Genomic DNA, 24,092 nt, shown 5'->3' with positions numbered 1-24,092 from the left:
TCGCGCTGGAGGCGAATGAAGGGGCCTGTGTTGCAGATCGGAGGTCGATATGAACGACCCTGACGTTATCGTGGACGACGCCCGCCGCGCCTATTGGCGCATCATCGGTTGGGGCGGGGCCCTGATCTTTTCGCTGCTGGTCTGGGCGGCGGTGTTCTGGCTGGTCGGTCGGGGCTTGGATCGCCAGCCGGGCTGCGAATATGGAGCCGCGACCTCTGTCTCATGTCCGTCGGCGCACGAAGCTTAGTTTCATAATCCACGAGGACGCTGTAGGAAGCCCGCCCTTCAAGGAGCCGGGTCATGACTACGCCACAGCCGCTGACGATCGGCATCGACTTCGGCACGACCAATTCCGTCGTTGCGGTGGCGGACCCGACGAACGGGGCCATTCTGGTGCAGTTCGTGGTCGAGGGCGGCGAAAGCTCGACCTTCCGCTCGGCCCTGAGCTTCCAGTTCCATGCGGCCGAGGGCGACGGGCGGCCCGAGCGGGTGGTCGAGGCCGGGCCCTGGGCCATCGAGGCCTATGTCGAGGACCCGCACGACACCCGGTTCATCCAGTCGTTCAAGACCTTCGCCGCCAGCGCCGCCTTCACCGAGACGCGGATTCACGACCGGCGCTATACATTCGAAGACCTGCTGGCCGCCTTTCTGCTGAAGCTGCGCCATCATGCGGGGGCGGCCATGGCCGACCTGCCGCCGCGCGTCATCGTGGGCCGGCCGGTGACCTTCGCCGGGGCGCGGCCGGATGAGGCCCTGGCGCTGGAGCGGTATGAGACCGCATTCCGCCGGCTGGGGTTCGAGGATGTCCGCTACGCCTATGAGCCGGTCGGGGCCGCCTTCTATTTCGCGCGGACCCTGAAACAGGATGCGACGGTGCTGGTCGCCGACTTCGGCGGGGGCACCAGCGACTTTTCGATCATCCGCTTCGAACGGACGCCCGACGGGCTGAAGTCCACGCCCCTGGCGCGGTCGGGGGTCGGGGTGGCGGGCGACGCCTTCGACTATCGGATCATCGACAATCTGGTGTCGCCGGAACTGGGCAAGGGCAGTTTCTACGCCAGTGTGGGCAAGACCCTGCCGGTGCCGCAACGCTATTATTCGGCCTTCGCCCGCTGGGACCAGCTGGCCCTGCTGCGGGCGTCGCGCGACATGCGCGACATCCGGAGCCTGGCCACCACCTCGCTGGAGCCCGAGAAGATCGACCGGCTGATCGAGGTGCTGGACGACAACCACGGCCACGCCCTGTACCGCGCGGTCTCGACCCTGAAACAGGATCTGTCGGCGGCCGAGACGGCGGACTTCTCGTTCGTGGCCGGCGATGTGCGGATCGAGAAGCCGGTCACGCGGGCCCAGTTCGAGGCCTGGATCGCGCCCGAACTGACCGCCATCGAAACCGCTCTGGACGAGGCCCTGGACGAGGCGATGCGCGTCTCGGGCCTGGCGCCGGAGGGGATCGACCGGGTCTTCCTGACCGGCGGCACCTCCCTGACCCCCGCCGTGCGGACGATGTTCCATCGCCGGTTTGGAACGGAGCGGATCGAAACGGGCGGCGAGTTCGAATCCATCGCCGCCGGCCTGGCCTTGATCGGGCTTCAGCCGGACGTGGAGCGGTGGACGCAGGGGGCGTCCGCTCAATAGTGCTCGTTCAGGCCGTGCGGGAGAGCATCGTCATCTTTTCGAGCGGTTCGGCGAAGTTGACGGCCGCAGTCTCGTTCTTCTCCAACTGCTCACGCACCTGCGCGGCCCGCCTACGCGAGGTCATGACCCAATAGCGGGCGTCCACGACGCGACCGACAAGGTCCGTGTCCGGGATATCGAAAATCGGTACCCGCGACAGGTAATCCAAGCATGCGTCGAACTCCTGCTCGGTCTGGCCCACGTTCCCCAAACTGAATTTTCTGCCTTTGCCCAACATCTTATTGTTCGCCCGCGATAGGGCTGCGCAGCACTGGAACAACACCACCTCGGTTGCAGCGATGCGATCCTTGATTTGCTGAGCCTTGCGCCGATCATGCGCCCGATCTTGCCATGTCGCCATGATCCAAGCCGCCAGGATGGCGAGTATGGATCCACCGGCCTGAACCCAAGCCGCTGCACTTTCTGAAAACATCTTGTCCCCGCTCTGTCGAAATGACGGGACAGCAACGTCACGGGGATATTTATGCGGCGTTAGATTGTATGGTTCAGCTTGTTTAACCGTACGTTCAAACTGGGTTGTACTGGTCCCGTTCCGACAACTCAGTCCTGACGCTGCGCGTCTTGCGCCAGACGGTCCGCGTTGCGGTCCATCTCGTCGGCTCTGGCGGGCAGGCTGGCGGAGAGGGCCAGGAGTTCGGCGTCGGTGACGTGGTTGCCGCGCGTGCGATTGTCGGCGATCTGGCGGGCGCGGTAGGCGGGGTCGCGGAGGCGGACGGCTTCCGCTCGCAGGTTCTGAGCGCCCTTGCGCATCTGTTCGGCGCCCAGGGCCATCTGGCGGCGGGCGTCCACGCGGGCGCTGGCGGCCTGGAGCCGGGCTTGCTCACCCATGCGCCGCGCCTTTTCGCCTTCGACGCGGGCCTGTTCGCCCCGGACACGGACCTGGGCGGCGTGAGCGCGGGCCTGGGCGCCGTCGAGGCGGGCGATCTCGGCCCGAGCGCGGCTGTCTTCGGCTTGGCGACGGCTCTCGGCGGCGTTGCGACGGGCCTCGGCGGCGCGGGCGCGGGCCTGCTCAGCCTGGGCGCGGGCGTCGGCTGCGGCGCGTTCCGCTTCCGGCGAGGGGACGCCGCCGCTGTAGGTGTAGCTGTAGCTTGAGTGGAAGATGGACGGCGCCGGGGGAGCGGGCGGCGCAGGCGGAGCCGGAGGCGCGGGCGGCACGACCAGGGACGGCGGCACGACCAGGGACGGCGGTGCGGGCGGTTCCGGCGGGGCGGGCGGGGCCGGAGGTTGGGCCGGCTCGGGCGTTTCAGGCGGCGGGGGCGGACTGGCGTAGTCCTGGCGGCTCAGCTCGAGCGCGGCGAGAGGCGTGGCGACGGCGGCGAGGGCGGCGACGGTCAGGGCGACGGTCAGCGGGCGACGGCGGGACGGCGTGTTCGACATGATGCAGGCGATCCTTGTCTTCAGGGTGCGGGCGTCGGCGGCCATGGGGCTGGCGGCGCAAGGGATGGAGCGGGGGACGGGATGGGCGGCCAGGCGGACCAGGGCGCGGGCGTAGACTTGACGGTCCACGGTGGTCAGGGCGTCGGCGTCGGCGGCCTCTTCGGAGCGGGCGACCAGGTCGAGGTGCAGGGCCCAGACCAGGGGGTTGAACCAGAACAGGGCCAGGCTGAGCCGCGACAGAACCAGGAAGACCCAGTCCTTGCGCCGCAGATGGGCCAGTTCGTGGGCGAGGATGGCGGGAGCGGCCTGGCGTTCGGCGAGACTGGTCGGATCGACCAGGATGACGCCGGGCGCGGCGCCCCAGCTGAGCGGGCCCGACAGCCGGTCGTTGGCGATCAGGCGCGGCGCTCGGCCGGTGGTCTGGGTGTCCAGCGCGGTGCGCCAGGCCGGGCATTTGACCGCGCGGCCTTCCTGGGTCCAGCGCTCCAGGGTGTGCAGGCCCAAGAGCAGCCGTCCGGCGACCGCCGCGACGCCGATCAGCCAGACCAGGCCGAAGATCAGGGCGGGGGTGGGCCAGGGCAGGGCGCCGGAGATTTCGACCCCGGCGACGGGGCCGACCTCGCCCTGCCACATGGGCATAGTCTGTGGTGTGATGAGGGGCTCGGCGGCGGGCAGGACCACCAGTTTCAGCGACGGCAGGACCGCCATGATCACCGGCAGGACCAGCAGCAGACAGGTCACGCCGCGCAGGATGTCGACCCGATCGACCGGCCGCTGGGCCAGCAGGCGCGAACAGGCCAGACCGGCGCCGGCGATCAGGCTGGACTTGACCAGCAGGGACAGCAGAAGGGCCCAGGTCACGACTTGCGCTCCACGGATTCGTCGATGATGCGTTCGAGGGTGGCGGCCTCTTGCGGCGTCAGCTTCTGGCCCAGGCCCAGCAGGGCGGTTGCGGCGCTGGCGGCCGAGCCGGCGAAGAAGGTGTCGATCATCCGTTGCAGGGCGCCGGCGGCGACAGCCTCGGTGCGCTGGACCGGGCTGTAGACATAGCCGTCGGGGCCAGGGGTTCGTTCGATCAGACCCTTGGCCTCCAGCCGCGACAACAGGGTGCGGACGGCGGAATCGCTGAGCACGTCGGACAGGGCGTTGCGGACGGCGGCGGCGGCGCCCTTCTCGAGCCGACACAGGGTCTCGAAGACCTCGCGTTCGCGGCGGGGCAGGGATTCGATCATGAGGCTGTTCCCGGGACTGTTGACGCTACATTTGTAGCGCTACATGCGTAGCGGATTGGGGCGGGAATGAGGCGGGCGGATGAACTCGCGGTAGGGTGGGGTGCTCTCTCACCTCCCCGTCGGCGAAGGCCGGCGGGGAGGACAGGCGGGAGCGTCAGCGAGCGCCAGGTGGGGGCGAGGCGGTGTTGGAAGCCGGCGTGGTCATCACGACTGTCGGAGTCGCCCCCGCCTGGTCGCTACGCGACCTGTCCTCCCCGCGCGCCTTCGCGCGCGGGGAGGTGAAAGTTAGAGCGACACCTCGCGCCGCTCCGCCGCGCTGCGTCGTCCCGCGTCGAGGATGCGCATGACGGTCAGGGCCTGGTCGGTGGGGACGGGCGGGGGGGCTTGGCCGCGGATGGCGTCGCGGACGGCGGCGTAGAAGGCGGGGTAGTCGCCGCGTTCGGGGGGGGGGGCCGAGGGTTTGGCCGTCGAGCTGTCGGGCCAGGACGCCGGGCGAGGGGTCGAGGCCCCAGTCGGGGTGGCCGGGGCGAAGGCCGGCTTTGGATTGGTCTTCCTGGGCGTCGAGGCCGTGTTTGACGAAGCTGCCGCCTGTGCCGTGGACGACGTAGCGCAGGCCGGCGTCGGCGGCGAGGTGGCTCATGTTCAGGATGACGCGCAGCCGGTCGTAGCGCAGCAGGACGTGGGCGTAGTCGATGGCGGTCGCGCCGACGCGCTGGGCCTGGAGGTCGGCGTAGACGGCCAGGGGCGGGCCGAACAGCTGCACCGCCTGGTCGATCAGGTGGGGGCCCAGGTCGGCCCAGACGCCGCCGTCGCGCTGGTCCTTCCAGCGGTCGGTGACGGTGGGGCGGAAGCGGTCGTAGTGGCTTTCGAATACGGCGACATCGCCCAGTTCGCCCTCGGCGATCAGCCGGCGCAGGGTCAGGAAGTCCGCGTCCCAGCGGCGGTTCTGGAAGACGCTGAATACGCCGGGCGAGGCGGCGGCGACGGCGGCGACGGCTTGGGCCTGCTCAAGCGTGGCGGCGAAGGGTTTGTCCACCACCACCGACTTGCCGGCCTGAAGCGCGGCGATCGACTGTTCGGCGTGCAGGGCGTCGGGGGTGGCGACGACGATCAGGCCGATGTCGTCGCGGGCGAGCGCAGCGTTCAGGTCGGGCAGGACCGCGACCTCCGGCATGTCGGCGTGGACCGCTTCAGGGCGGGACGAGACGACGGCGGTCAGGTGAAGGCCGGGGGTCGCCTTGATCAGGGGGGCGTGGAAGGTCTGGCCCGCCAGGCCGTAGCCGACGACGGCGACGCCGATGGGGGTGTTCGAAGTCATGCCCCGATCAATAGCGGTCCGGGCGGGGGCCATCCAGCACATAGGGCACGACGCCGCGCTCGTTCTCGGGCACGTGAAGGGCGCGGTCCAGGGGCGGGAAGGCGCGCTGGGTGCAGTCGGTGCGCTCGCAGATGCGGCAGCTGACGCCGATCCGGGCGGCGGGGCCGTTCAGGTCCAGGCCGGCGGCATAGACCAGCGCCCCGGCGTGTTCGACCTCGCAGCCCAGGGACAGGGCGTAGCGGCGGTCGTTGGCGAGGTAGGAGCCGCTGGGCTTGGACACGCTGCGGGCGATGGAGATGTAGCGCGAGCCGTCGGGCATCTCGGCCAGTTGCACCCCGATCCGGTCGGGCGTGGCGAAGGCTTCGTGCACGTTCCACAGGGGGCAGGCGCCGCCGAAGCGGGCGAACTGGAAGCGGGTGGCGCTGTGGCGTTTGGTGATGTTGCCGGCCATGTCGACGCGGGCGAAATAGAAGGGCACGCCGCGCCAGCCGGGCCGTTGCAGGGTCGAGAGCCGGTGGCAGACCTGTTCGAAACTGACCTGGAAGCGGGTGCGAAGGCGGTCGATGTCGTGCTTCTCGGCCCGCGCCGCCTCGAGGAAGGCGCGGTAGGGCAGCAGAAGCGCGCCGGCGGCGTAGTTGGCCAGGCCGACGCGGGCCACGTCGCGCGCGGCCTGGGTGCGGAAGGCGGCCTGGTCCAGCTCGGTCTCGATCCGGTCGCGGAAGGACAGCAGGGCCAGCTGGTGGGCCAGCTGGAAGGACCGGGTCGCGCCGGGCAGCCAGGCGTCGAGGCTGAGGATCCGGCCGGCGGGATCATAGCGGCGCAGGGCCTCCTGCCCCGCCACATAGACGGTGCGGACGCCGTGCCGGTCGGCCAGCAGGGTCTCCAGCGTCCGTTCGATCGGGCCGTCCTGGGGGATCTCGGCCGCCAGGGTCTCGGCCGCCGTGTCCAGACTGTCGACGTAGTTGTCGCGGTAGTGGAAGAAGTCGCGGACCTCCTCATAGGGCAGCAGGGCGACGCGGGCGCCCAGTTCGTCGCGGCCCAGGGTGTCGTCCAGCGCCTTCACCCGCTCGTCCAGCTGGCGGAAGGCCTGGTGCAGGGCCAGGAACTGGTGGGCCAGGCGCGGGGTGTTGGCGACGGCCTGTTTCAGCTCGGCCGCGGTCGGGGGCTCGGCCCCACCGCTGACCGGGCCGGCGATGTCGGTGGTGGCTTCGCGCAGGTCGGCGATCAGGCGGGCGTCGCCCTCAAGATCGAACAGGCTGGCGTCGATATGGAAGGCGCGGGTCAGGGCGATCAGGACGCGGGCGGTGGCCGGGCGCTGATTGGTCTCGATCTGCGACAAGTAGGAGGGCGACAGGCCCAGACGTTCGGCGCAGGCCTCCAGCGTCCAGCCGCGCGCCTCGCGCAGTTTGCGCAGCTTGGCGCCCAGAAAAAGCTTCTCAGCCATTCGCAAGTTTGCAGTTCATCGTTCCCGCCTTTGCAAGTCCGCGCAGTTCCGCACCTTTTGCAAAGTTGCGTTTGCCAATTTGCGATGAAGGCGCCACGCCTTTCGCAGGGAACACGAGGCCTAAACCGATCATGACTCAAGCCATCCTTGAAGAACTGGAGCGTCGTCGCGCCGCCGCCAAACTGGGCGGTGGGGAAAAGCGTATCGCCGCCCAGCACGCCAAGGGCAAGCTGACGGCGCGCGAACGCATCGACGTTCTGCTGGACGAGGGCTCCTTCGAGGAGACCGACATGTTCGTGGAACACCGCAGCCACGACTTCGGGATGGAGACGCAACGCATCCCCGGCGACGGGGTGGTGACGGGGCGCGGCACCATCGGCGGGCGGCTGGTCTATGTCTTCTCCAAGGATTTCACGGTGTTCGGCGGGTCGCTGTCGGGCGCCCATGCGGCCAAGATCGTCAAGTTGCAGAAGATGGCCCTGACGACGGGTGCGCCGATCATCGGCCTGTTCGACGCGGGCGGGGCGCGGATCCAGGAGGGGGTCGAGAGCCTGGCCGGCTACGCCGACATCTTCCTGCAAAACACCCTGGCCAGCGGCGTCATTCCCCAGATCAGCGTGATCATGGGGCCGTGCGCGGGGGGCGACGTCTATTCGCCGGCCATCACCGACTTCATCTTCATGGTGAAGGACACGTCCTACATGTACGTGACCGGCCCCGATGTGGTGAAGACGGTCACCAACGAGGTCGTCAGCCACGAGGACCTGGGCGGCGCGCGGGTCCATGCCGGCAAGTCGGGCGTGGCGGACGGGGCGTTCGAGAATGATCTGGAGGCCCTGTCGGAGGTGCGCCGCCTGATCGGCTTCCTGCCGCTGTCGAACCGCGAAAAGCCGCCGGTGCGCGAAAGCTATGACGAGCCCGAGCGGGACGAGCCGTCGCTGGACACCCTGATCCCGGCCAATCCGAACCAGCCCTATGACATGAAGGAGCTGATCCTGAAGGTGGTCGACGAGGCCGACTTCTTCGAGATCGGGGCCGACTTCGCCAAGAACATCATCTGCGGCTTCGGCCGGCTGGACGGCCAGACGGTCGGGATCGTCGCCAACCAGCCCCAGGTGCTGGCGGGGGTGCTGGACATTGATTCAAGCCGCAAGGCCGCGCGGTTCGTGCGCTTCTGCGACGCCTTCGACATTGCGCTGGTGACCCTGGTGGACGTGCCGGGCTTCATGCCGGGGACCAAGCAGGAGTATGGCGCCCTGATCAAACACGGGGCCAAGCTGCTGTTCGCCTATGCCGAGGCGACGGTGCCGAAACTGACCCTGATCACGCGCAAGGCCTATGGCGGCGCCTATGATGTGATGAGTTCGAAACACCTGCGCGGCGACGTCAACTACGCCTGGCCCACCGCCGAGATCGCGGTCATGGGCGCCAAGGGGGCGGTCGAGATCATCTTCCGCAAGGAGGCCGGCGATCCGGCGGCCCTGGCTGCGCGCGAGGCCGAGTACAAGGACCGGTTCGCCAATCCGTTCGTGGCGGCGGGCCTGGGCTACATCGACGACGTCATCATGCCGCACGGGACGCGACGGCGGCTGGTGAAGGCGCTGCGGACGCTGAAGAACAAAGTCCAGGAGAACCCCTGGAAGAAGCACGATAATATTCCGCTGTGAGGGGGACGCTCGGCGATATTGATCCGGCGGCGATCTATTGCTCGCGAAACGAGGACAGCGAACGGCTGATCCGAATGGACGCTTCACGTCCCGAGGAATGGTCCAACACAGATATTGACCTCACGATATGGCGCGCCACGACGACAATCATTTCGGAAAAGATAGTTGCTCGGATACTGCCCGAATTTTTGAGGCGAGTGATCCGTGAGCCTGACGCTGGCTGGATGACCAGTGGCGATGTCGTGCGCCAAAAGCTGGAGAGGTCTCATTTCGCGACCTGGGCCGAAGCTGACCGTGAAGCCGTTCTCGCCCTGCTGCCCCTCTACATCGCAACACCCGATACTGACTCTGAAAGCCTAGCCGTTTGGTTGGACGCTTTTAGCCGTAAGGACACCTGAATGTTCTCCAAAATCCTCATCGCCAACCGGGGCGAGATCGCGGTTCGGATCATCAAGACCTGCCGCCTCATGGGCGGCCAGGCGGTGCAGGTCTGTGCTGAGGTCGAGTGCAAGGATCGGTTCCAGGGGAACGCCTGGGTGACGCACGGCAATGGTCCGCTGTGATGGTCGTTCGTTTGTCCGCCACCCCCTTTCCGTCATCCTCGGGCTTGTCCCGAGGATCCATACGCCCGGTGTGGGCCGGTGAGCCCCGGCTTCGACGGAGTCTATGGATCCTAGGCACAAGGCCTAGGATGACGGTTAGGGGTGCGGGGATGACGGGGGTGGGGGAGCGTGTGTTGCGTCGCCTCGATGTTCCGCTTGGATGTCGGGCGTCGTCCCATAATTCGTCATCCTCGGGCTTGTCCCGAGGATCCATACGCCCGGTGTGGGCCGGTGCGCACCGGCCTCGACGGAGTCTATGGATCCTAGGCACAAGGCCTAGGATGACGGGGGTGGGAGAGGGGGAGGGGGCGTCATGTTTCCCTATGTCCGTTTTGCGGTCGATGCCTTCCCAAGATTCGTCATCCTCGGGCTTGTCCCGAGGATCCATACGCTCGGTGTGGGCCGGTGCGCACCGGCTTCGACGGAGTCTATGGATCCTAGGCACGAGGCCTAGGATGACGGTTAGGGGTGCGGGGATGACGGGGGTGGGGAAAGGGGAGGGGGCGTCAGGTCTCCTCCGGCGGGGTCCAGTTTCTATAGACTTCCGGGTCCGGCTCGGCGCCCGTCGCCCGGACCAGGTCGGTGAACAGGTCGTCCCAGTGCGGGTTGGTGCGTTCGATCAGGTTGGCTTTCCAGTCGCGGGGCCAGCGTTTCAGCGACTTTTCGCGCTGGATCGCGCCGACGATGGTGTCATGGAATTCGTACCAGACCAGGCGTTTGAGGCCGAACTGTTTGGTGAAGCCGTCGATGAGGCCCGCGCGGTGCTCGCCGACGCGCGTGACAAGTCGGCTGCTGACGCCGGTGTAGATCACGCCGTGCTTTCGGTTGGTCATCATGTAGCAGCCGATCAGGCTGTCGCAGCCGACCATTTGTTTCTCCCCCACACCTCGTCATCCTCGGGCTTGTCCCGAGGATCCATACGCCCGGTTTGGGCCGGTGAGCCCCGGCCTCGACGGAGTCTATGGATCCTAGGCACAAGGCCTAGGATGACGATTATGAAGGACTGAACCATGTTCTCCAAAATCCTCATCGCCAACCGGGGCGAGATCGCGGTTCGGATCATCAAGACCTGCCGCCGCATGGGCATCAAGACCGTGCAGGTCTATTCGGAGGCGGACGCCGGGTCGTTGGCGGTCGAGATGGCTGACGAGGCGGTGCTGATCGGGCCGGCGCCGGCGGCGCAGTCCTATTTGCTGGCGGATAAGATCGTTGAGGCGGTGCGCCAGACGGGGGCGCAGGCCGTGCATCCGGGCTTTGGCTTCCTGAGCGAGAACGCCGGGTTCGCGCGGCGGCTGAGGGACGAGGGGATCGCCTTTATCGGGCCGAACCCCGAGGCCATTGAGGCCATGGGCGACAAGATCAGCTCCAAGAAGCTGGCGGCCGAGGCGGGGGTCTCGACCGTGCCGGGGCATATGGGGCTGATCGAGACGCCGGAGGAGGCGGTCAAGATCGCCAACGAGATCGGCTATCCGATCATGATCAAGGCGAGCGCCGGCGGCGGCGGCAAGGGCATCCGCGTGGCCCATTCGGACGCCGACATGGCCGAGGGGTTTGCGGCGGTGAAGGCCGAGGCGCTGAACGCCTTCGGCGACGACCGCGTCTTTCTTGAGAAGTTCATCATCGATCCGCGCCACATCGAGATCCAGGTGCTGGGCGACAAACACGGCCATGTGGTCCACCTGTTCGAGCGCGAATGCTCGATCCAGCGCCGCAACCAGAAGGTCATCGAGGAGGCGCCCTCGCCCCTGCTGGACGAGGCCACCCGCGCCGCCATGGGGGCGCAGGCCGTCGCCCTGGCCCAGGCGGTCAACTATGACAGCGCCGGCACGGTCGAGTTCGTGGCCGGTCAGGACAAGAGCTTCTTCTTCCTGGAAATGAACACCCGGTTGCAGGTCGAACATCCGGTGACGGAGCTGATCACCGGGGTCGATCTGGTCGAGCAGATGATCCGTTCGGCCTGGGGCGAGACCCTGGCCTTCGAACAGAAGGACCTGTCGATCAACGGCTGGGCCATCGAGAGCCGGATCTATGCCGAAGACCCCTATCGCGGCTTCCTGCCGTCCATCGGGCGGCTGGTCCGCTATGAGCAGCCCGAGGAAGGCGAGCAGGACGGCTATGTGGTCCGCAACGATTCCGGCGTCCGCGAGGGCGACGAGATCAGCCTGTTCTACGACCCCATGATCGCCAAACTGTGCGCCTGGGGCGAGACGCGCGAGGCGGCGGTGACGGGCATGGCCCGGGCGCTGGAGGACACCCACCTGTCGGGCCTGGGGCATAATGTGCCCTTCCTGGCGGCGGTGATGGACCAGGACCGGTTCAAGTCTGGCAATCTGTCGACCAGCTATATCAAGGATGAATTCCCGGACGGCTTCCACGGCCTGCGCCCGACTGTGGAGCAGGAGCGGATCCTGATCGCCTCGGCCCTGGCCATGCACGAGGTCATCGCCGAACAGGACGGCGACCCGTCGGACCGCACCGACTGGATCGTGATGATCGACAAGACGCCGCACGGCGTCGGCCTGTCCTATGACGAGGACGAGGAGATGATCCTGACCCTGACGGGCGGGGGCGACATCCGCCTGTCGGACATCGACTGGCGGCCCGGCCTGGCCCAGTTCAAGGCTGAGCTGGATGGCGAGCCCTTCACCGCCGAGGTCAAGCGCGTCGCCGACGGCTTTGATATTCGTCACCGCGCGGCGCGGGCGCGGGTGCGGGTGCTGAGGCCGCATGTCGCCGAACTGTATGCGCGCCTGCCGGAGAAGGCGGTGGCGGATACGTCGAAGCTGGTGCTGTCGCCGATGCCGGGGCTGGTGGTGTCGATCCCGGTGGTGGTGGGGCAGGCGGTCAAGACCGGCGAGACGGTGGCGATCATCGAGGCCATGAAGATGCAGAACATCCTGAAGGCCGAGCGCGACGGGGTGGTGAAGGCGGTGGGGGCCAAGGACGGGGACCCGGTGGCGGCGGATGATGTGCTGGTGGAGTTCGGGTGATGTGGAGCGTGGGTTCGCCGCCACTCTATCCGTCGTCATCCTCGCCCTTGTGGCGAGGATCCATACGCTCGGTGTCCGCCTGTGCGCACCGTCCTCGACCGAGTCTATGGATCCTAGGCACAAGGCCTAGGATGACGGCGTGTGTGTGGGCGGGCGTATGAGCTTCCCCATCCCCAGCCCCCTCGAATGGCGCGAGGCGGCCCAGAAGGCGTTGAAGGATCGGCCGATCGAGTCGCTGATGTCGCTCGACGCGGACCAGTTGGTGACGCGGCCGCTGTACGCCGGGGCGACCGGCGTGCAGCCGATCTCCGCGCCGCGTCCGTCGGACTCCGAAGGCCGGGCCTGGGATCTGCGGACCCTGGTCGAGGGGGACGACGCCGAGGCGGTCAACGCCGCCGTCCTGACCGATCTGGAGAACGGCGCGGCCTCGGTGGTGCTGAAGGGACGGGTGCTGGCGGATTCTGGGCCGCTGGGGCGGGCGCTGGAAGGGGTAGCGATGGAGCTGGCGCCGGTCGCGCTGGACGCCGGGATCGACGGGCCCGATGCGGCCAACGCCCTGGCCGTCACAGCCAAGGGCTCGCCGCGCGCCCAGCTGAGATTCCACATGGACCCGGTCTCGGCCTTCGCCGAGGCGGGCGGGGCGCCGCGTTCGGTGGAAGAGCATCTGAGCCTGGCGGCCAATACGGCGGCGCGCCATGCGGGGGCCTATCCCGAGGCGAGCTTCTTCATGGCCAGCGGGCGGGTGGCGCACGAGGCGGGCGGATCGGCGGCGCAGGAGCTGGCCTTTGCGGCCGCCAGCGTGGTGGCCCATGCGAAGGCGGCGGTGGATGCGGGGATGTCGGTCGAGGCGGCCCTGAAGGGGACGGTGGTCGGCCTGTCGGTCGATGCGGAATATTTCGACAGCCTGGCCAAACTCAGGGCCATGCGGCTGATCTGGGCTGGGTTGACGCGGGCCTTTGAGGTCGAGGCGCCGGCCGTGATCGAGGCGCGGTCGTCGCGACGGATGTTGGCGGCGCGCGATCCCTGGCCCAATCTGCTGCGGTTGACGGCGGCGGGGTTTGCGGGCGCCGTGGGGGGCGCGGACGTGGTGGTGCTGGACGGCTTCACCCGCGCTTCGGGCCGGTCCGACGCCTTTGCTCGGCGGCAGGCGAGGAACACGCAGCTGGTGCTGATGGAGGAGGCGCATCTGGGCCGGGTCGATGATCCGGCGGCGGGGAGCTGGTATCTGGACGCGCGGACGCGGGATCTGGCCGAGGCCGGCTGGGCCGAGTTCCAGATGATCGAGGCCGAGGGCGGTCTGGTCGAGGCCCTGAAGGGGTCGGTGATCCAGCCCCGCATCGCCCGCGCTCGGGCTCTGAAGGAGGCGGCCCTGAAGAACGGCGCGGCCCAGATCATCGGCGTGACCAAATATGTGGACGCGGACGTGCGGCCGGCGCCGGTCGAGGCGGGCGACGAGACGGCGGCGGCGGTGGAGCGGGTGTGCGAACCCCTGACGCCGATCCGATTTGCGGCGGCCTTCGAGGCGGTGATCGGATGAGTTTCCCAGATTTCAGCAAGATCGCCCTGAACCTCGACGCGACCGGGCAGGGGCCGACGCGTGATCCGTGGCTGACGCCCGAGGGGCTGACGGTCGAGACCACATACGGCGCCGAGGCGCTGGACGGGCTGGATCACCAGGACGGGCTGCCGGGGTTCGCGCCCTTCGTGCGCGGGCCCTATCCGACCATGTATGCGGGCAATCCCTGGACCATCCGCCAGTACGCCGGCTTCTCGACCGCTGAGGAGTCCAACGCCTTCTATCGTCGCAATCTGGCGGCGGGGCAGAAGGGGTTGAGCATCGCCTTCGATCTGGCGACGCACCGGGGCTATGACAGCGACCACCCGCGGGTGAAGGGGGACGTCGGCATGGCCGGCGTGGCCATCGACAGCATCTATGACATGCGGACCCTGTTCGACGGGATCCCGCTAGACCAGATGTCGGTGTCGATGACGATGAACGGGGCGGTGCTGCCGATCCTGGCCCTCTATGTCGTCGCGGCGGAAGAACAGGGGGTGCCGCACGCGGCCCTGACCGGGACCATTCAGAACGATATTCTGAAGGAGTTCATGGTCAGGAACACCTACATCTATCCGCCCGAGCCCTCGATGCGGATCATCGCCGACATCTTCGCCTGGACGGCGCAGGAGACGCCGAAGTTCAATTCGATCTCGATCAGCGGCTATCACATGCAGGAGGCCGGGGCCTCGGCGGATATCGAGCTGGCCTATACGCTGGCGGACGGGATCGAATATCTGCGGGCGGGCGTGGCGGCGGGCATGCCGATCGACCGGTTCGCGCCGCGCCTGAGCTTCTTCTGGGCCATCGGCATGAACTATTTCATGGAGGTGGCCAAGATGCGGGCGGGCCGTCTGCTGTGGGCCGAGGCGGTGCGGAAAGAGGGCGGGGTCGATCCCAAGTCGTTGAGCCTGCGCGCTCACTGCCAGACATCCGGCTGGAGCCTGGCGGCGCAGGATGTGTTCAACAATGTGCCGCGCACCATGGTCGAGGCCATGGCGGCGGCGGGCGGGCAGACGCAGAGCCTGCACACCAATGCGCTGGACGAGGCCCTGGCGCTGCCGACCGACTTCTCGGCCCGGATCGCGCGCAATACCCAGATCCTGTTGCAGTCGGAGACGGGGCTGACCCGCGTGATCGATCCGTGGGGCGGCAGCTTCTATGTCGAGCGACTGACGCACGAACTGGCCGAACGGGCGCGGGCGCATATGGCCGAGGTCGAGGCCCTGGGCGGCATGGCCAAGGCCATCGAGGCCGGGATTCCCAAGCTGAGGATCGAGGAATCGGCCGCCAAGACCCAGGCCCGGATCGACACCGGCCAGCAGACGGTGGTGGGGGTGAACAAATATTTGAACCCCGTCGTCGACGATATTCCGATGCTGAAGGTCGATAATGCGGCGGTGCTGGCGGCCCAGATCGACAAGCTGAAACGGCTGAGGGCCGAGCGGGATCAGGCCGTGACCGATGCGGCGCTGGAGGCGTTGACGAACGGTGCGCGGGGCAGCGCCAATCTGCTGGAGCTGGCGGTGCAGGCCGCGCGGGCCAAGGCGACGGTGGGGGAGATTTCGGACGCGCTGGAGGCCGCCTTCGGCCGGCATGTGGCGACGGTGCAGACCGTATCGGGCGTCTACGCCAAGGAGGCCGGCGCCGATCCCCGCTTCGCGCGCGCCCGCGAGATGGTGGCGACCTTCGTCGAGAATGACGGCGGGCCGCCGCGCATCCTGATCGCCAAGCTTGGGCAGGACGGGCATGACCGGGGCCAGAAGGTGGTCGCCACCGGATACGGCGACCTGGGCTTCGACGTCACCGCCGGCGCCCTGTTCCAGACCCCGGCCGAGGCGGCGAAGGACGCGGTCGACAAGGGGGTCCATGCGGTGGGGGCTTCGTCTTTGGCGGCGGGGCATCTGACGCTGGTGCCGGAACTGAAGGCCGAGCTGGCGCGGCTGGGACGGCCGGACATCATGATCGTGGTGGGGGGCGTCATACCGCCGTCCGACGTCCAGCCCCTGCTCGATATGGGCGCCGCCGCCGTCTATCTGCCCGGTTCGGCCATAGCCGACACGGCGGTGGACCTGATCGAGAAACTGAACCAGCGGCTGGGCTACGCCCAGGCCGCGCCTGCAAAGGACAAGTCATGATCGGCGCCCTGAACCATGTCGGGGTCGCGACCCCGTCCATCGCGGACTCGATCAAACTGTATCGCGACATTCTGGGGGCGACGAAGATCGGCGAGCCCTTCGACCTGCCGACGCAGGGGGTGAAGGTCTGTTTCATCGACACGCCGACGGCCCAGATCGAGCTGATCGAACCCTATGACGAGACCAGCCCCATCGTCGGCTTCCTGGCCAAGAACCCCAAGGGCGGCCAGCATCACGTCTGTTTCGAGGTGGCCGACATCCACGCCGCCGTGGCCGAGATGCGAGCCAAGGGGGTGACGATCCTGGGCACGGGCGAGCCGCGTATCGGAGCGCATGGAACGCCGGTCGTCTTCCTGCACCCGCGCGACATGGGCGGGGTGCTGATCGAGCTGATGGAGACGCCGAAGAAGGGTCACTGACATCGGCAAGCGGCGACGCGGCGACGGTCAGCCCGATCCCCAGATGGCGACCTAAGATGGCTGGAAACTCGGTCGAAATCGGCGTAGGTCGCGGCGCATGACCCAGAGCTTCTATGACCGCGTCGCCGGTGAACTGACCGAGATCGACGCCCAGGGCCTGACCAAGCCCGAACGCATCATCGCCTCGCGCCAGGGGCCGGTGATCCAGGTGGCCGGCCGCGACGTGCTGAATTTCTGCGCCAACAACTATCTGGGCCTGGCGGGCGACGAGCGCGTGACCCAGGCAGGGATCGCGGCGCAGCAGAAGTGGGGCGCGGGCACGGCCTCGGTCCGGTTCATCTGCGGCACGCTGGAAATCCATAAGGAGCTGGAAGCCGCCATCGCCGGCTATCTCGGTTTCGAGGACGCCATACTGTTCGCCGCCGCCTTCGACGCCAACGGCGGCCTGTTCGAGCCTCTGCTGGGCGAGAGCGACGCCATCGTGTCCGACAGCCTGAACCACGCCTCGATCATCGACGGGGTGCGGCTGTGCAAGGCCAAACGCTATCGGTTCGCCAACTCGGACATGGACGAGCTGGAGACTCGGCTGAAAGAGGCCCGCGCGGCCGGCGCCCGCGACATCATCATCGCCACCGACGGCGCCTTCTCGATGGACGGCTATATCGCCAAACTGGACGAGATCCGGGCGTTGGCCGACAAATACGACGCCCTGATCATGGTGGACGATTGTCACGCGACGGGCTTCCTGGGTCCGCAAGGCAAGGGCTCCTTCGCCCATCACGGGGTGGAGGTGGATTTCGTCACCGGCACCTTCGGCAAGGCCCTGGGCGGCGCCATGGGCGGCTTCATCTGCGCCAAGAAGTCGGTGGTCGAACTGCTGAAACAGCGGGCGCGGCCCTATCTGTTCTCCAACGCCCTGGCGCCGGCGGTGTGCGGGTCGTCGCTGGAGGCGATCCGTATCGCCCAAGGGTCGGAGGGCGACGTGTTACGCACCCGCCTGTCGGCCAATGCTCACCGCTATCGCAACGCCATGGCGGATGCGGGCTTCACCCTGCTGGACGGCGAACATCCGATCATCCCGGTCATGCTGGGCGACGCCAAGCTGGCGCAGGACTTCGCGGCGCGGGCGCTGGAGCTGGGCGTCTATGTGATTGGGTTTAGCTTCCCGGTCGTGCCGCGTGGCCAGGCCCGGATCCGCACCCAGATGTCGGCGGCGCATTCGTTCGAACAGATCGACCGGACTGTTGAGGCGTTTACGCAGGCGGGGCGGGAGCTGGGGGTTATCTAGTTTTCTCCCTCTCCCCTTGGGAGAGGGCTTGAGCCTCGCAGAGCGAAGCGATGCGCAAGGCGAAAGGGTGAGGGGCGGGTGGACCCGTTGAGGCGCGGCCCTCACCCTTTCGCGCAAGTCCGATCGCCCGATGGGCTCTCGGGCGCTCAAGCCCTCTCCCGCCGGGAGAGGGATCAGGTATTAGGAGAGACGGCATGACCGACACAATGAAGGCCCTGGCCAAGACTGGGCCGGTGCAGGGACTGGAACTGATCGACGCGCCGATCCCCGAGGCGGGGCCGGAAGACGTGCTGATCCGGGTGCACCGCACCGCCGTGTGCGGCACCGACATTCACATCTGGAACTGGGACGAGTGGTCCCAGAAGAATGTCCCGACCCCGATGATCACCGGCCACGAGTTCGCCGGCGAGATCGTCGCCGTCGGCAAGGACGTGGATCGTCCGCTGAAGATCGGTCAGCGCGTTTCGGCCGAAGGGCATGTCATCGACCTGAACTCCGAGGCGGCCCGCGCTGGCCATTTCCACCTGGACCCCAAGACGCGCGGCATCGGCGTGAACCGCCAGGGCGCCTTCGCCGAGTTCGTGGTGGCGCCGGCCTTCAATGTCATCGAACTGCCGGACGACGTGCCCTATGAGATCGGCTCGATCCTGGACCCGTTCGGCAATGCGGTGCACACGGCGCAGCAGTTCGACCTGCTGGGCGAGGACGTCCTGGTGACCGGCGCCGGCCCCATCGGCATGATGGCCGCCGCCGTGGCCCGCCACGCCGGGGCGCGCACCGTGGTCCTGACCGACATCAACGACTTCCGGCTGGAGCTGGCGCAGAAGGTGGCGCCGGGCGTGCGCACCGTGAACACGACCAAGGAAGACATCCACGACGTCATGAAGGAGCTGGGCCTGAAGGTCGGGTTCGACGTGGCGCTGGAGATGTCGGGCTCGCCCATCGCCTTCAAACAGTGCGTCGACACCCTGATCATGGGCGGCGGCATGGCCATGCTGGGCATTCCCGGCAAGCCGATGGAGACCGACTGGGGCGCGATCATCCTGAAGGCCCTGACCATCAAGGGCGTCTATGGCCGCGAGATGTTCACCACCTGGCGCAAGATGCTGGGCCTGCTGAAGGCCGGTCTGGATCTGCAGCCGCTGATCACCCACCGGCTGGACTATGCCGACTATCGCGAAGGCTTCGAGGCCATGAAGTCGGGCCAGTCGGGCAAGGTGGTGCTGAACTGGGACAAGGCGGCCTGAGGCTTCGGCTCAGCTCTCCGTTCGCGAAGGCGAACGGAGAGATCGGGTCTGGATCAGCTGCGCACCAGCTTGACGCGGCCTGCGGCTTCGCGGGCGCGTTCGCGGGCCTGGTCCGTGTCGGCGCCGCGGGCGGTGGCGACGCCCATGCGGCGGCGCTCGAAGGCTTCGGGTTTGCCGAAGAGGCGCAGATCGGCGGTGGGGACGGACAGGGCGTCGGCGACGCCTTCGAAGGCGATCCCTTGCGCCTCCATGCCGCCGTAGATGACGGCGCTGGCGGCGGGTTCGCGCAGGGTCACATCGACGGGCAGGCCCAGGATGGCGCGGGCGTGGAGGGCGAACTCGCTCAGGGTCTGGCTGGCCAGGGTGACGAGGCCGGTGTCGTGGGGGCGGGGCGAGACCTCGGAGAACCAGACCTGGTCGCCCTTGACGAAGAGTTCGACGCCGAAGACGCCGAAACCGCCCAGGGCGTCCGTCACCTTGCCGGCGATGTCTTGCGAGGCGGCAAGCGCAGCGGGGGGCATGGCCTGGGGCTGCCAGCTCTCGACATAGTCGCCCTTGACCTGACGGTGGCCGATGGGCGCGCAGAAATCCGTGCGGGTCGAGCCGTCGGCGGCGCGTGAGCGGACGGTCAGCAGGGTGATCTCGAAATCGAAGTCGATACGGCCCTCGACGATGACGCGGGCGCCGGCGACGCGGCCGCTGTCCTGGGCGTAGGTCCAGGCGTCGGCGATTTCATCGGGGCTTTCGACGAAGGATTGCCCCTTGCCGGAGGAGGACATGACCGGTTTGACGAAGTTGGGGTAGCCCACGGTCTCGGCGCCGGCGGCCAGTTCCTCGGCGCTGCCGGCGAAGGCGTAGGGGCTGGTGGGCAGGCCAAGCTCTTCGGCGGCGAGACGGCGGATGCCCTCGCGGTTCATGGTCAGTTGCACGGCGCGGGCGGTGGGGATGACCACGGCCAGGCCAGCGGCCTCGATATCGGCCAGGACCTCGGTGGCGATGGCCTCGATCTCGGGCACGATGATGTGCGGGGCCTCGGCCAGGATGACGCCGTTCAGCACCTGGGGGTCGGTCATCGGGATGACGTGGCTGCGGTGCGCCACCTGCATGGCGGGGGCGTTGGGATAGCGGTCCACGGCGATCACCTCGACGCCGAGCCTTTGCAGCTCAATGGCGACCTCCTTGCCCAGTTCGCCCGAGCCCAGCAGCATGACGCGGACGGCGGTGTCGGAAAGCGGGGTGCCGAGTTTCATCTGGGATCCTGATCGATCGTTGCAGGCGCGGTTTAAACCAGGACGGGCCAGGCGTCAGCGGCGCAAGTCGCTTCATCGACAATCTCCGATCCTGCGCCAGAATTGGTCTATGTCTTCTGGTGCGTGCTGTGCAACCATGAGGTATGGGCGTCGGGGAAACGAGCGCTCGAGTTCAGATCTGGCGGGAACCCTTATGAGTGCGACTTCAAGCGGCGATCCGGTCGCCGCCGGGCCGGAAGATTTCGCCTTCTTCTATGATGAAGAAAGGCGGAACCCTACGCCGTATCATGCGGGCGGCGAGTATTTTCGTCGCGGCAAGGACCGCATGGACCGGACCTTCAACCTGATCGCGCCCCATGTCGTCGGCAAGGATGTGCTCGATATCGGCGCCTCGCCGTTTTACCTGCTTTATCGGGCGAAGGCGGCGGGGGCGCGGCTTTGCCATGGCGTCTATTTCGCCAATGACGATCATCCGCTTCGTCAGTACCAGACCATCTATTCGCCGGGCGGACCGGTCGAGATCAGTCACGCCGACGTCGAGAATGAAGGGCTTCCGTTCGCCGATAATTCGCTGGACGTCGTGACCGCCTGCGAAATCCTGGAGCATTTCGACTCCTTCCCGGTGAAAATGTCGATGGAGATCCGGCGGGTGGTCAAGCCCGGCGGCCATGTTTGCATCACCGTGCCGAACGTCTGTTCGATCGCCCATATCCTGAAGCTGATCGCGCAGAAGAACATCTATATGCGCTATCGGGCGGACGCGACCGGGCGGCACAAGCACGAATATACGCTGGCTCAGCTTAGGGCCTATGTCGATTATCTGGGCTTGGAGGTCGTCAAGATCGGCGTGATGCCGTCGCCGACCTCGAACAAATATGCGCTGCGGCCCTTCTATCGGCTGTTGGCGCGGATTCCGGTGCTGAAGCTGTATTCGCCGATCCTCTATGTCCTGGCGAGGCAGCCGGCGGTCAAGCCGACGAACGACCTGAGTGCGCCGCCGTCGAGCCTGTATGAGGACATCTCTTCGACGGAAGAAGATTAGCGCGCGGTTCGACGAGGCCGGGGGTTTCGGGGCGCCGGCGTGACCCCTCGCCCGACCGCGCCAGGACGACGGCTTCGCCGCCGTGCGCGGTCTCCCTCTCCCGCAAGGGGGAGAGGGAAATGAAGGGAGATTACAGCCGGGCCTTGACCGCGGCGACGACGGCGTCGGCGGTGATGCCGAACTTGTCGTAGAGGATCTCGGCGGGGGCGGAGGCGCCGAAGCCGGTCATGCCGATGAAGGCGCCGTCTTCGCCGATGAAGCCTTCCCAGCCCTGTTTGATGGCGGCTTCCACGGCGACGCGGATCGTGCCGCGGCCGATGACCGAGGCGCGGTAGGCGGCGTCCTGTTGCTCGAACAGTTCGAAACAGGGGACGGAGACGACGCGGGTCGGTACGCCGGCGGCCTCGAGGGTCTCGGCGGCCTTGAGCGCCAGGGCCAGTTCCGTGCCGGTGCCGAACAGGGTGGCCTTGGCCTCGCCCGAAGCGGGCTTGATCTCATAGGCGCCCTTGGCCGAGAGGTTCTCGGTCGAGGCGACGGTGCGGACGGCCGGGGTCTTCTGGCGCGACAGGGCCATGGCCGAGGGGGCGGTCTTGGTCTCCAGCGCGATCTTCCAGCATTCCATGGCCTCGACCGTGTCGGCGGGGCGGAAGACCAGAAGGTTGGGGATGGCGCGCAGGGCGGCCAGGTGTTCGACCGGCTGGTGGGTCGGGCCGTCCTCGCCCAGGCCGATGGAGTCGTGGGTCAAAACGTGGATGGCGCGGACCCCCATCAGGGCGCCCAGACGGATGGCCGGGCGGCTGTAGTCCGAGAAGACCATGAAGGTGCCGGCGTAGGGGATGATCCCGCCGTGCAGGGCCAGGCCGTTCATGGCGGCGGCCATGCCGAACTCGCGGATGCCCCAGTTGACGTATCGGCCCTCATAGGACGGGGCGTCCAGGATGGGGGTGCCGGCGACGAAGGTGTTGTTCGAGCCGGTCAGGTCGGCCGAGCCGCCGACCAGTTCGGGGATCGAAGCGAAGACCTGGTCCAGGGCGGCGCCCGAGGACTGGCGCGTGGCCTGGGCGGGCTTGGTTTCGATCAGTTCGGCGATCTTGGCGTTCAGGGCGTCGAAGGCGCTCTCGGGCAGGTCGCCCTTCATGGCGCGGGTGAAGTCGGCGGCCTGGCTGGATGCGGCCAGGCGGGCCTCCCACTTCTTGCGGTCCTTGGCGCCGCGACGCCCGACCTTGGCCCAGGCGTCGGCGATGGTCTGGGGCATTTCGAAGGGGGCGTGATCCCAGGCCAGGCCCAGACGGGTGGCGGCGATCTCGGCGGCGCCCAGGGCGGCGCCGTGGGTCTTGTGGCTGCCTTCCATGGTGGCGGCGCCCTTGCCGATCTTGGTCTTGCAGGCGATCAGGGTCGGCTTGTCCTGGCGCGTCGCCCATTTGAGGGCGGCCTTGATGGCCTCCATGTCATGGCCGTCGATGGCCTTGACCGCCCAGCCGGCGGCCTTGAATCGGGCCTTCTGGTCGGTCGCGTCGGACAGGGAGACCTTGCCGTCAATGGTGATCTCGTTGTCGTCCCACAGGACGGTCAGCTTGTTCAGCTTGTAGCGGCCGGCCAGGGCGATGGCTTCCTGGGACACGCCTTCCATCAGGCAGCCGTCGCCGGCCACGACCCAGGTGCGGTGGTCGACCAGGGCGTCGCCGTATTTGGCGGCCAGGTGACGCTCGGCCATGGCGAAACCGACCGAGGTGGCCAGGCCCTGGCCCAGGGGGCCGGTGGTGACTTCGACGCCGGGCATGTGGCCGTATTCGGGGTGGCCGGCGGTCTTGGAGCCCCACTGGCGGAAGTTGGACAGTTCTTCCTTGGTCGCGGCCTTGTAGCCGGTCAGGTGCAACAGGGCGTAGATCAGCATCGAGCCGTGGCCCGCCGACAGGATGAAGCGATCGCGGTCAGCCCAGTCGGGGCGGCTGGCGTCGAACTTCAGAAACTTGGAAAACAGCACCGTGGCGACGTCGGCCATGCCCATGGGCATGCCGGGGTGGCCCGACTTGGCCTGTTCGACGCCGTCCATGGCGAGGACGCGGATGGCGTTGGCCATCTGCTGGGGCGTGGCCTTGGGGGCGGATTTGACGTCGGTCACGGGGGAAGACCTTTCGGCGGAAGCGGAAATTCAGAAGCGCGCCGCTTTACCCCGGCGCGTCCTCGGGTTCTATACGGAATTTATAAGGAGCGACCGATGGCAGACGCCACCACGGCCGCAAGGGCCCGTATCGACCGGGCCCTGGCCGAACTTGAACGCAAGATCCTGGAGCTGAAGGCCCGTCCGGCCTCGGGTTCGGCGATCGCCGACGACGACCTGTTCGCGCCCAGAGCTGGGAATGGGGCGGATGCGGCGCGTGTGGCCGAGCTGGAGGCCGCCGGGCGCGAGGCGTCGCAGGCCCTGGCGCGGGCGGCGGCGGCCGTGCGCGAGGTGCTGGATCAGGACGACGAAGAGACCGAAAGCGAGGCCGGCTGATGGCGACGGTGACGGTGGAGGTCAACGGCCGCCCCTATGCGGTGGGCTGCGCCGACGGGCAGGAGGAGCGGGTCCGCATCCTGGCCAAACAGTTCGACAACCAGGTGCGCCAAGTGGCCCAGGACGTCGGCCATGTCGGGGATCTGCGGCTGTTTCTGATGTCGGCCCTGATCCTGTCGGATGAGCTGCACGAGGCGCGGCTGAACGTGGGCGGGATTCCCGCGCCGCTGGCCGCCCCTGCGCCGCCGACCAGCGACGGGGTGGCCGAGGCGCTGAACGCCGTGGCGGCGCGGATCGAGAAGATCGCCCAATCAATCTGATCACGGCG

Annotated in this window: 21 protein-coding genes and 3 pseudogenes; 14 read left to right on the top strand and 10 right to left on the bottom strand. The window is 67.7% G+C overall.

Translation table 11 applies throughout. From position 1 onward, the window contains the following. The first annotated feature begins 49 nt into the window (after positions 1 to 49). A complete protein-coding gene (locus OU998_RS13730) occupies positions 50 to 247 on the top strand; it encodes a hypothetical protein (RefSeq protein ID WP_267514204.1) in 198 nt (65 codons plus the stop codon). A 53-nt stretch (positions 248 to 300) separates the two neighbouring features. Beyond that, positions 301 to 1,638, top strand: a complete 1,338-nt coding sequence (locus OU998_RS13725; RefSeq protein WP_267514203.1) for an Hsp70 family protein — start codon at positions 301 to 303, stop codon at positions 1,636 to 1,638. Between the two features lie 7 nt (positions 1,639 to 1,645). Here the strand turns inward: OU998_RS13725 and OU998_RS13720 are convergent, their stop codons facing one another. The 7 genes and pseudogenes from OU998_RS13720 to OU998_RS13690 all read right to left on the bottom strand — a co-directional run bounded on the left by OU998_RS13720 (position 1,646) and on the right by OU998_RS13690 (position 7,202). Beyond that, the gene (locus OU998_RS13720) at positions 1,646 to 2,110 is read right to left on the bottom strand and encodes a hypothetical protein (RefSeq protein ID WP_267514202.1); all 465 of its coding nucleotides are present in this window, start codon (positions 2,108 to 2,110) and stop codon (positions 1,646 to 1,648) included. Between the two features lie 128 nt (positions 2,111 to 2,238). Continuing rightward, positions 2,239 to 3,936: a M56 family metallopeptidase gene (locus tag OU998_RS13715; RefSeq protein WP_267514201.1), complete on the bottom strand. Its 1,698-nt coding sequence runs from the start codon at positions 3,934 to 3,936 to the stop codon at positions 2,239 to 2,241. Beyond that, positions 3,933 to 4,307, bottom strand: a complete 375-nt coding sequence (locus tag OU998_RS13710) for a BlaI/MecI/CopY family transcriptional regulator (RefSeq protein ID WP_267514200.1) — start codon at positions 4,305 to 4,307, stop codon at positions 3,933 to 3,935. Before OU998_RS13710 ends, OU998_RS13715 begins: the two co-directional genes overlap by 4 nt. A gap of 285 nt (positions 4,308 to 4,592) precedes the next feature. Further along, positions 4,593 to 4,712 (bottom strand): annotated as a pseudogene (locus tag OU998_RS13705) (oxidoreductase); the annotation flags it as partial. A 118-nt stretch (positions 4,713 to 4,830) separates the two neighbouring features. Then, positions 4,831 to 5,625, bottom strand: a pseudogene (locus OU998_RS13700) (Gfo/Idh/MocA family protein); the annotation flags it as partial. Positions 5,626 to 5,632: 7 nt separating this feature from the next. Continuing rightward, a complete protein-coding gene (locus OU998_RS13695) occupies positions 5,633 to 7,069 on the bottom strand; it encodes a helix-turn-helix domain-containing protein (RefSeq protein ID WP_267514199.1) in 1,437 nt (478 codons plus the stop codon). Next, entirely contained in the window at positions 7,062 to 7,202 is a 141-nt protein-coding gene (locus OU998_RS13690) for a hypothetical protein (protein WP_267514198.1), read from the bottom strand. Before OU998_RS13690 ends, OU998_RS13695 begins: the two co-directional genes overlap by 8 nt. Between OU998_RS13690 and OU998_RS13685 the strand changes: the two genes are divergently transcribed. The 3 genes and pseudogenes from OU998_RS13685 to OU998_RS13675 all read left to right on the top strand — a co-directional run. Beyond that, positions 7,201 to 8,736 carry an acyl-CoA carboxylase subunit beta gene (locus OU998_RS13685; RefSeq protein ID WP_008259414.1) on the top strand — a complete coding sequence of 512 codons (1,536 nt, stop codon included), beginning with the start codon at positions 7,201 to 7,203 and terminating at the stop codon, positions 8,734 to 8,736. The genes OU998_RS13690 and OU998_RS13685 overlap by 2 nt on opposite strands. Next, positions 8,733 to 9,134 (top strand): hypothetical protein, encoded by a 402-nt coding sequence (locus OU998_RS13680; protein ID WP_267514197.1) that lies wholly within the window; start codon positions 8,733 to 8,735, stop codon positions 9,132 to 9,134. Before OU998_RS13685 ends, OU998_RS13680 begins: the two co-directional genes overlap by 4 nt. Next, a pseudogene (locus tag OU998_RS13675) lies at positions 9,135 to 9,242 on the top strand (biotin carboxylase N-terminal domain-containing protein); the annotation flags it as partial. It lies immediately after the preceding gene. Positions 9,243 to 9,844: 602 nt separating this feature from the next. Here the strand turns inward: OU998_RS13675 and OU998_RS13670 are convergent. After that, entirely contained in the window at positions 9,845 to 10,207 is a 363-nt protein-coding gene (locus OU998_RS13670) for a GIY-YIG nuclease family protein (RefSeq protein WP_267514195.1), read from the bottom strand. A 141-nt stretch (positions 10,208 to 10,348) separates the two neighbouring features. Between OU998_RS13670 and OU998_RS13665 the strand changes: the two genes are divergently transcribed. The 6 genes from OU998_RS13665 (at position 10,349) to tdh (ending at position 18,975) form a co-directional block, all read left to right on the top strand. Next, positions 10,349 to 12,328: an acetyl-CoA carboxylase biotin carboxylase subunit gene (locus tag OU998_RS13665; RefSeq protein ID WP_267514194.1), complete on the top strand. Its 1,980-nt coding sequence runs from the start codon at positions 10,349 to 10,351 to the stop codon at positions 12,326 to 12,328. A 157-nt stretch (positions 12,329 to 12,485) separates the two neighbouring features. Beyond that, positions 12,486 to 13,865 (top strand): methylmalonyl-CoA mutase family protein, encoded by a 1,380-nt coding sequence (locus OU998_RS13660; protein WP_267514193.1) that lies wholly within the window; start codon positions 12,486 to 12,488, stop codon positions 13,863 to 13,865. Further along, complete coding sequence (gene scpA / locus OU998_RS13655; protein WP_267514192.1) at positions 13,862 to 16,021, top strand: methylmalonyl-CoA mutase; 2,160 nt, start codon at positions 13,862 to 13,864, stop codon at positions 16,019 to 16,021. The genes OU998_RS13660 and scpA overlap by 4 nt, the downstream gene beginning before the upstream one ends. After that, on the top strand, positions 16,018 to 16,440 hold the full coding sequence (mce, locus tag OU998_RS13650) for a methylmalonyl-CoA epimerase (protein WP_267514191.1): 423 nt from the start codon (positions 16,018 to 16,020) through the stop codon (positions 16,438 to 16,440). The genes scpA and mce overlap by 4 nt, the downstream gene beginning before the upstream one ends. 97 nt (positions 16,441 to 16,537) lie before the next feature. Next, positions 16,538 to 17,728, top strand: coding sequence for a glycine C-acetyltransferase (locus OU998_RS13645; protein WP_267514190.1), 1,191 nt, complete (start codon positions 16,538 to 16,540; stop codon positions 17,726 to 17,728). Positions 17,729 to 17,934: 206 nt separating this feature from the next. Continuing rightward, complete coding sequence (tdh, locus tag OU998_RS13640; RefSeq protein ID WP_420709837.1) at positions 17,935 to 18,975, top strand: L-threonine 3-dehydrogenase; 1,041 nt, start codon at positions 17,935 to 17,937, stop codon at positions 18,973 to 18,975. A 53-nt stretch (positions 18,976 to 19,028) separates the two neighbouring features. Here tdh and purT read toward each other — a convergent pair whose 3' ends face one another. Beyond that, positions 19,029 to 20,225 (bottom strand): formate-dependent phosphoribosylglycinamide formyltransferase, encoded by a 1,197-nt coding sequence (purT, locus tag OU998_RS13635; RefSeq protein WP_267514188.1) that lies wholly within the window; start codon positions 20,223 to 20,225, stop codon positions 19,029 to 19,031. A gap of 193 nt (positions 20,226 to 20,418) precedes the next feature. On the opposite strand from purT, the gene OU998_RS13630 reads away from it, so the two are divergent. Next, on the top strand, positions 20,419 to 21,267 hold the full coding sequence (locus OU998_RS13630) for a class I SAM-dependent methyltransferase (protein WP_267514187.1): 849 nt from the start codon (positions 20,419 to 20,421) through the stop codon (positions 21,265 to 21,267). 130 nt (positions 21,268 to 21,397) lie between these two features. Here the strand turns inward: OU998_RS13630 and tkt are convergent, their stop codons facing one another. Next, positions 21,398 to 23,389, bottom strand: a complete 1,992-nt coding sequence (gene tkt, locus OU998_RS13625) for a transketolase (protein WP_267514186.1) — start codon at positions 23,387 to 23,389, stop codon at positions 21,398 to 21,400. Between the two features lie 96 nt (positions 23,390 to 23,485). Here tkt and OU998_RS13620 point away from each other — a divergent pair, with 96 nt between their 5' ends. Both OU998_RS13620 and OU998_RS13615 read left to right on the top strand, forming a co-directional pair. Next, entirely contained in the window at positions 23,486 to 23,764 is a 279-nt protein-coding gene (locus tag OU998_RS13620; protein ID WP_267514185.1) for a hypothetical protein, read from the top strand. Next, entirely contained in the window at positions 23,764 to 24,084 is a 321-nt protein-coding gene (locus tag OU998_RS13615) for a cell division protein ZapA (protein WP_267514184.1), read from the top strand. Before OU998_RS13620 ends, OU998_RS13615 begins: the two co-directional genes overlap by 1 nt. Positions 24,085 to 24,092: the final 8 nt, after the last annotated feature.

This window comes from Brevundimonas sp. SL130, from assembly GCF_026625805.1.
Classification (GTDB): Bacteria; Pseudomonadota; Alphaproteobacteria; order Caulobacterales; family Caulobacteraceae; genus Brevundimonas.
The sequence above is the reverse complement of the archived record's forward strand: the minus strand, read 5'-3'. Positions and strand labels throughout refer to the sequence as shown.

Coding starts and splice junctions, on each gene's coding strand:
- OU998_RS13730 (WP_267514204.1), top strand. CDS start 50: ATGAACGACCCTGACGTTATCGTGGACGACGCCCGCCGCGCCTATTGG.
- OU998_RS13725 (WP_267514203.1), top strand. CDS start 301: ATGACTACGCCACAGCCGCTGACGATCGGCATCGACTTCGGCACGACC.
- OU998_RS13720 (WP_267514202.1), bottom strand. CDS start 2,110: ATGTTTTCAGAAAGTGCAGCGGCTTGGGTTCAGGCCGGTGGATCCATA.
- OU998_RS13710 (WP_267514200.1), bottom strand. CDS start 4,307: ATGATCGAATCCCTGCCCCGCCGCGAACGCGAGGTCTTCGAGACCCTG.
- OU998_RS13695 (WP_267514199.1), bottom strand. CDS start 7,069: ATGGCTGAGAAGCTTTTTCTGGGCGCCAAGCTGCGCAAACTGCGCGAG.
- OU998_RS13685 (WP_008259414.1), top strand. CDS start 7,201: ATGACTCAAGCCATCCTTGAAGAACTGGAGCGTCGTCGCGCCGCCGCC.
- OU998_RS13690 (WP_267514198.1), bottom strand. CDS start 7,202: ATGATCGGTTTAGGCCTCGTGTTCCCTGCGAAAGGCGTGGCGCCTTCA.
- OU998_RS13670 (WP_267514195.1), bottom strand. CDS start 10,207: ATGGTCGGCTGCGACAGCCTGATCGGCTGCTACATGATGACCAACCGA.
- OU998_RS13665 (WP_267514194.1), top strand. CDS start 10,349: ATGTTCTCCAAAATCCTCATCGCCAACCGGGGCGAGATCGCGGTTCGG.
- OU998_RS13660 (WP_267514193.1), top strand. CDS start 12,486: ATGAGCTTCCCCATCCCCAGCCCCCTCGAATGGCGCGAGGCGGCCCAG.
- scpA (WP_267514192.1), top strand. CDS start 13,862: ATGAGTTTCCCAGATTTCAGCAAGATCGCCCTGAACCTCGACGCGACC.
- mce (WP_267514191.1), top strand. CDS start 16,018: ATGATCGGCGCCCTGAACCATGTCGGGGTCGCGACCCCGTCCATCGCG.
- OU998_RS13645 (WP_267514190.1), top strand. CDS start 16,538: ATGACCCAGAGCTTCTATGACCGCGTCGCCGGTGAACTGACCGAGATC.
- tdh (WP_420709837.1), top strand. CDS start 17,935: ATGAAGGCCCTGGCCAAGACTGGGCCGGTGCAGGGACTGGAACTGATC.
- purT (WP_267514188.1), bottom strand. CDS start 20,225: ATGAAACTCGGCACCCCGCTTTCCGACACCGCCGTCCGCGTCATGCTG.
- OU998_RS13630 (WP_267514187.1), top strand. CDS start 20,419: ATGAGTGCGACTTCAAGCGGCGATCCGGTCGCCGCCGGGCCGGAAGAT.
- OU998_RS13620 (WP_267514185.1), top strand. CDS start 23,486: ATGGCAGACGCCACCACGGCCGCAAGGGCCCGTATCGACCGGGCCCTG.
- OU998_RS13615 (WP_267514184.1), top strand. CDS start 23,764: ATGGCGACGGTGACGGTGGAGGTCAACGGCCGCCCCTATGCGGTGGGC.